We start from the raw sequence: 5,886 nt of genomic DNA, 5'->3' as shown, positions 1-5,886 counted from the left end.
GCCGGGGGGGCCGGCGGCGGCGGAGCAGCCGGGGCCGGGACGGCGGGCTTCGGGCCGGGCCGCGGGCCGGGCGTCGGTGCCGAACCGGAGGGCTTCGCGGCGGGACCCGCGGGCTTGGCGGGCTTGCCGCCGCCGAACGATTCCCGCAGACGGCGGGCCACCGGGGCCTCAACCGTCGACGACGCCGATTTTACGAATTCGCCCTGATCGCTGAGCCGGGCGAGCACTTCCTTGCTGGTGACACCGAGTTCCTTAGCCAACTCGTGTACGCGGGCCTTACCTGCCACTACATCTCCTCGTCTGGAGGCGACAGCGGTCGGCCGCGCCTCGGGTTTAGCTATGACGCATGGTCATCGGGACTTCACGGTGTGCTCATGTTCTTCGCTACCTGTTCTCTTGACCGTGTCGGTCGGCTGGCCGAATTCCTTCGACGTACTCGACCACAGCGGAAACTTCCGGTGAACCGGTGATCCGTAACGCTCGGACGAAAGCCCGCCGCCGCATCGCCGCTTCGAGGCACTGCTGGTCGGGATGCAACCATGCACCCCGCCCCGGCAGGCTACCCGCTGAATCGACGGTTACGGCGTAATGGCCGGGTTTGTCGAGGACAGCGGCCAGCCGAAGCAAATCGACGGCCAACTCTCGCTTCCGGCAACCCACACACGTCCGCACCGGTCCATCAGGGCCACGGTGCGCACGAGGATGGGAAATCGGAGTCTCGCGCTGGATCACGGCTCAGTCTACCGTCACCGTTCGCGCAGACAGAATCGCGTGTCGGGGTCGCTCGCCGCAGCGTCGTGCTCAGGCAGTCTCGGGCTCGGCGGCGTCGCTGCGGATGTCGATCCGCCAGCCGGTCAGCCGCGCCGCCAGGCGGGCGTTCTGGCCTTCCTTGCCGATGGCGAGCGACAGCTGGAAGTCCGGCACCACCACCCGCGCCGCCCGGGTGGCCTCGTCGATCACCGTGACCGACACCACCTTCGCCGGGGACAGCGCATTGGCCACGAACCGCGCCGGGTCGGGGTCGAAGTCGATGATGTCGATCTTCTCCCCCGACAACTCGCTCATCACGTTGCGCACCCGCTGACCCATCGGGCCGATACACGCGCCCTTCGCGTTCAGTCCGGACACCTTGGAGGTCACCGCGATCTTGGAGCGGTGCCCGGCCTCGCGGGCCACCGCGACGATCTCGACCGAGTTGTCGGCGATCTCCGGGACCTCCAGCGCGAACAGCTTGCGCACCAGATTGGGGTGGGTACGCGAGAGTTCGATCTTGGGTTCGCGGGCCCCGCGGCTCACGCCGATGACATAGCACCGCAGCCGGTCGCCGTGCTCGTAACGTTCGCCGGGCACCTGCTCGGCCGGTCGGACCATGCCGTCGGAACCCTTGGCCTCGGTGCCGACGCGCACCACCACATTGCCGCGGGTGTTCTCGCGATTGTCCCGCTGGACGACGCCGGCGACGATATCGCCTTCGTGGGCGGCGAACTCGCCGTACATCTGCTCATTCTCGGCGTCGCGCAACCGCTGCAGGATCACCTGCCGCGCGGTGGTGGCCGCGATACGCCCGAATCCCTCTGGGGTGTCGTCCCATTCGTTGACGAGGTTGCCGTCGTCATCCGTCTCGCGCGCGATCACCTTGACCACGCCGGATTTTCGGTCGACGTCGATCCGTGCGTCGGCCTCATGGCCTTCGGTGTGCCGGTAGGCCGTCAACAACGCCGACTTGATCGTGTCGACGACAATGTCTACCGAGATGCCCTTGTCGGACTCGATAGCATGCAGCGCCGCCATGTCGATGTTCACGCGCCGCCCCCCTTTCCAGACTGCTCCACCAGATCCAATTCACGTTGATTGGGTGGCGAAAATTCAACTTGTACAACAGCTTTGGCAATATCAGCCAATTTCACTTCACGCACGGACAGCTTGCTCTTGTCGGCGATCACGAGATGCACCGCACCGTCACCGGTGTGACCGATCCGCCCCGTGAGCGTCGAGCCGTCACCGAGCACCAACTCGACCTTGCGGGTGCGGGCGCGCCGGAAATGCTTCTCCTCGGTCAACGGGCGATCGACGCCACGCGACGTGATCTCCAGCACGTACGCTGCGGATTCGGCACTGTCGAGAGCATCCAGCAGCTCCGAGGCGGTCTGCGACAAGGTGGCGATGTCGTCCAGGTTCAGGCCCTCGTCCCTGTCGGCGATCACCGTGATCCGGGGTGGCCGGGTGGACGCGTTGACCACGACGTCCTCGATTTCGTATCCCGCGCGCGCGAACTCACCGTCGAGTAGCTCGAGCACTTGCTCCTGCGTCGGCAGCAGCGGGGCATCCGGTGCCACGGCGAGCTCCTCATCTTGAGTTGTGCGGACATATTCCGGGTGGGCTGACCCAGGAATCGGTTACCAAACGATACGCCAGGCGCGCCGCCACTTTGGCCAAACGAACAGCAGGCGGGAGTTCCGCCCGGCCCACCATGGCAGGATGTGGGCGTGCCGAGCGCTTTACCCACGATCACCCGCCGGCGGTTGTTGGTCACGGCGCTCCCCGCCGGCATGGCCATGACCGTGCTCGGTTCGGCGGTGTCGTGCGCGCCCGCCGCCCCACCAGCCGAACTCGCCGATCTGGTAGCGCAATTCGACCGCGCGCATGCCGACAGCCGACTGGCCGGGCTGGCCGCCACCACGGCGCGGCCCCAGATCGCGCCCACCCTTACCACCGTCGCCTCCGAACGCGCCGCACACGCCAGGGCGCTGGCCGACGAGATCACCCGGCTCACCGGGGGCCAGGCGCCCACCACGTCGTCCTCGGCGACCTGGTCGACGACGGCGCCCTCGTCGGCCCCGGCGCCTGCCCCGACGGTGGCGGATGTGGTTGGCGCCCTGCACGCCTCGGCCGACAGTGCCGCACAGCTCGCGGCGACGCTCTCCGGCTACCGCGCCGGCCTGCTGGGCTCGATCTCCGCGGCCTGCGCGGCGTCCTACCTGGTGGCCCTCGCCGATCCCGGGCAGGCCCGATGACCTCGCCGCAACCGACTCCGTCGACGACCTCGAGCACTACCACCTCCACCTCGACCACCACGACGACGACCACCACGACGACCAGTTCGACGCCGACTCCCGATCCGAACCGGCCCGGCGACCCGGCCACCGCGGCGCTGTTCGACGCGGTCGCCACCGAACACGGCGTGATCTACGGCTACGGCGTGGTGTCCGCGCACTCCACACCCGACGACAACGCCCTCGTGGCGGACGCCATGGCCGAGCACCGTGAGCGGCGCGAGCGGGCCATCGCCATGCTCACCACCCGATCGGCACCCGTCCCGGTGCCGGCGGTGGGCTACCAACTTCCGCTGGAGGTCTCCGATCCCACCCAGGCCGCCCAACTCGCGGTCCGGATGGAGGAGGACGCGGCAGTGGCCTGGCGGGCGGTCCTCGAACAAGCCACCACCAGCGAAGACCGCACGTTCGCGGTGACCGCACTGACCGGCTGTGCGGTGCTGGCCGCGCGCTGGAGCCAGGTGCTCGGCGCCGCGCCGGTCACGCTGGCGTTCCCGGGCGGCACCGAATAGCTAGGCAGTCAGAGCGGTTGCGATCTCGGCCGAGGCGCCGTCCACCGCGATCTCCCGGGTTTCGCCGGTGAAGCGGTTGCGCAGTTCGACGACACCGTCGCTCCAACCACGGCCCACCACCACGATCCACGGGACACCGAGCAGTTCGGCGTCCTTGAACTTCACGCCGGGTGACGAGGTGCGGTCGTCGAGCAGCACCTCGACACCGAGCCGATCCAGTTCGCCCGCCAACTCCTGCGCGCCGGCCCGGGCGGCGGCGTCCTTGTTCGCGATCACCACGTGCGCGTCGAACGGTGACACCGAGGCCGGCCAGCGCAGACCGATCTCGTCGTGGTTCTGCTCGGCGATGACCGCCACCAGCCGGGACACCCCGACACCGTAGGAACCCATCGTCAGCCGCACCGGCTTGCCATTCTCGCCGAGCACATCGGCGGAGAACGCGTCGGCGTACTTGCGGCCGAGCTGGAAGATGTGCCCGATCTCGATGCCGCGGGCCGAGGTCAGCGGGCCCGCACCATCGGGGGACGGGTCCCCGTCGCGCACGTCGGCCGCCTCGATGGTGCCGTCCGCGGTGAAATCGCGGCCGGCCACCAGGCCCACCACGTGTTTACCCTTTTCGTCGGCGCCGGTGATCCAGGCCGTGCCGTCGACCACGCGCGGGTCGACAAGGTAGCGAACACCGTTGGCCTGCAAGCCTTTCGGCCCGATGTATCCCTTCACCAGGAAGGGGTTGGCCGTGAAGTCGGCCTCGTCGAGCAGTGCGTACTCGGCCGGTTCCAGCGCCGCGCCGAGCCGCTTGTCGTCCACTTCGCGGTCGCCGGGAACGCCGATGGCCAGCAGTTCCCACTCGCCGCCGGGCGCACGCACCTTGAGCAGCACGTTCTTCAGCGTGTCCGCGGCGGTGGTGGTACCGGGCAGCGCCTCGTTGGCCCAGTCGACCAGCGCGGCGATCGTCGGGGTGTCGGGGGTGTCGTGCACGACGGCTTCGGGTTGCCCGTCGATCGGCAGGGAGGGCGGCACCGCGGTGATCACCGCTTCCACGTTGGCCGCATACCCGGATTCCAGGCAGCGCACGAAGGTGTCCTCGCCGATGGGGCTCTCGGCCAGGAACTCCTCGGAGGCGCTGCCGCCCATGGCGCCCGAGACGGCCGACACGATCACGTAGTTGACGGCGAGGCGGCCGAAGATGCGCTGGTAGGCCTCGCGGTGCGCGTGGTAGGCGTTCTTCAGTCCGTCGTCGTCGACGTCGAAGGAGTACGAGTCCTTCATGATGAATTCGCGCCCACGCAGGATGCCGGCCCGGGGCCGCGCCTCGTCCCGGTACTTGGTCTGAATTTGGTAGAGCCGCAACGGGAAGTCCTTGTAGGACGAGTACTCACCCTTGACCGTCAGCGTGAACAGTTCCTCATGGGTGGGGCCCAGCAGATAATCGTTGCCTCGGCGGTCCTGCAGCCGAAAGAGGTTGTCCCCGTATTCAGTCCACCGATTGGTGGCCTCATACGGCGCGCGCGGCAGCAACGCCGGGAAGAGGATCTCCTGGCCGCCGATGGCGTTCATCTCCTCCCGGACGATGCCCTCGATCTTGCGCAGCACGCGCAGGCCCAGCGGCAACCAGCTGTAGAGGCCCGGTCCGATCGGGCGGACGTAGCCGGCACGGATGAGCAGCTTGTGGCTGGGCACCTCGGCATCGGCGGGGTCTTCGCGCAGGGTTCGCAGGAACAGTTCGGACATCCGGGTGATCACAGCCGAGTAGCCTAGCCGGGCGACGATGTCGGACGAGGAACGAGTCCGACCGAGGAACCCGGCACATTCAGCCCGGGTCGCGCCCCTGCCACGTGCAGACGCACGCCTCGTTGCCCTCGCCGTCGGCCAGCACCCAGAACGCCGGGGACCGCTGCGCGCTCAGCAGTCGGCCGCCCGCCGCCAGCGCGGCCTCGACGCGGGCGGTGGCCTGGTCGTGGGGCACGTCGACGTCCAGGTGGATGTTGTTGCGCTGGGTACGCGGTGCGTCCATCTGCTGAAACCAGATCGCCGGCCCGCGGCCCGCCGGGTCGACGAGCCCGGCAGCGAGGTCTGACGCGCCGGCCTCGTCGACGTAGCCGGTGACGGCCTTCCAGAACGGCCGCACCGCCGGGATGTCCAGTGCGTCGATCGCGATCTCGACGGCCTGGACGGACACCGCGCCGACGGTCGTCTCTCGGCCGGCCGCCGCCACGGCGGCCGAGAGCGCATGGGCCAGCCGGATGTCGTCCTCGGTGACCCCGCGCGGCGAACGCAACCGCAGCACCGCCCGGTCGGTCCTGACGTCGACGCCGAGACCG

The 5,886-nt window shown here is 68.9% G+C and carries 8 protein-coding genes; 2 read left to right on the top strand and 6 right to left on the bottom strand.

The window, feature by feature from the left end:
• The 4 genes from AC1DY7_RS31195 to rimP all read right to left on the bottom strand — a co-directional run.
• On the bottom strand, positions 1–287 hold a 287-nt coding region (locus AC1DY7_RS31195; RefSeq protein WP_477497630.1), incomplete at its 3' end, for a translation initiation factor IF-2 N-terminal domain-containing protein.
• Between the two features lie 97 nt (positions 288–384).
• The gene (locus tag AC1DY7_RS31190; protein ID WP_477497631.1) at positions 385–660 is read right to left on the bottom strand and encodes a YlxR family protein; all 276 of its coding nucleotides are present in this window, start codon (positions 658–660) and stop codon (positions 385–387) included.
• A gap of 141 nt (positions 661–801) precedes the next feature.
• A complete protein-coding gene (gene nusA, locus AC1DY7_RS31185) occupies positions 802–1,803 on the bottom strand; it encodes a transcription termination factor NusA (RefSeq protein ID WP_477497629.1) in 1,002 nt (333 codons plus the stop codon).
• A complete protein-coding gene (gene rimP / locus AC1DY7_RS31180) occupies positions 1,800–2,336 on the bottom strand; it encodes a ribosome maturation factor RimP (RefSeq protein WP_477497628.1) in 537 nt (178 codons plus the stop codon). Before rimP ends, nusA begins: the two co-directional genes overlap by 4 nt.
• Before the next feature lie 150 nt (positions 2,337–2,486).
• Between rimP and AC1DY7_RS31175 the strand changes: the two genes are divergently transcribed.
• Positions 2,487–3,014, top strand: a complete 528-nt coding sequence (locus AC1DY7_RS31175; RefSeq protein WP_477497627.1) for a hypothetical protein — start codon at positions 2,487–2,489, stop codon at positions 3,012–3,014.
• A complete protein-coding gene (locus tag AC1DY7_RS31170; protein ID WP_477497626.1) occupies positions 3,011–3,565 on the top strand; it encodes a ferritin-like domain-containing protein in 555 nt (184 codons plus the stop codon). Before AC1DY7_RS31175 ends, AC1DY7_RS31170 begins: the two co-directional genes overlap by 4 nt.
• Here AC1DY7_RS31170 and AC1DY7_RS31165 read toward each other — a convergent pair whose 3' ends face one another.
• Together AC1DY7_RS31165 and AC1DY7_RS31160 are read right to left on the bottom strand one after the other, a co-directional pair.
• Positions 3,566–5,308: a proline--tRNA ligase gene (locus tag AC1DY7_RS31165; RefSeq protein WP_477497625.1), complete on the bottom strand. Its 1,743-nt coding sequence runs from the start codon at positions 5,306–5,308 to the stop codon at positions 3,566–3,568.
• Positions 5,309–5,375: 67 nt separating this feature from the next.
• Positions 5,376–5,886 (bottom strand): VOC family protein (locus AC1DY7_RS31160; protein WP_477497624.1); only part of this gene is annotated, 511 nt, incomplete at its 5' end.

This window comes from Mycobacterium sp. P2_H7 (genome assembly GCF_056403275.1).
Note: the sequence above shows the minus strand (reverse complement) of the source record. Positions and strands in the feature narration are given on the sequence as shown.

Excerpts from the sequence above, each read along its gene's own strand:
- AC1DY7_RS31170 (WP_477497626.1), top strand. The coding sequence starts at position 3,011 with ATGACCTCGCCGCAACCGACTCCGTCGACGACCTCGAGCACTACCACC.